This is a genomic window from Brevibacterium sp. FAM 24630 (genome assembly GCF_049804075.1).
In the GTDB taxonomy this organism is placed as follows: Bacteria; Actinomycetota; Actinomycetes; order Actinomycetales; family Brevibacteriaceae; genus Brevibacterium.
This window is the reverse complement of record NZ_JBNBZD010000113.1, coordinates 1-254: the sequence shown is the minus strand read 5'-3', so window position 1 is coordinate 254 and position 254 is coordinate 1. Positions and strand designations below refer to the sequence as shown.

Genomic DNA, 254 nt, shown 5'->3' with positions numbered 1-254 from the left:
ACACACCAACCCCAACAAAAGAGTTGATGAGTGATCGGTGTATTAGTACCAGTCAACTCCACACCTCACAGTGCTTCCATACCCGGCCTATCAACCCCATCATCTATAGGACACCTCTCCCACACAAAATGTATGGATGGAAATCTCATCTCGGAGCAGGCTTCCCGCTTAGATGCTTTCAGCGGTTATCCATCCCGAACGTAGCCAACCAGCCATGCTCCTGGCGGAACAACTGGCACACCAGAGGTTCGTCC

General features: G+C 51.6%; 1 rRNA gene. It reads right to left on the bottom strand.

Annotation, left to right across the window (positions count from 1 at the left end):
- Positions 1-22 precede the first annotated feature (22 nt).
- Positions 23-254: ribosomal RNA gene (locus ACPUD7_RS17945) — 23S ribosomal RNA — on the bottom strand; the annotation flags it as partial.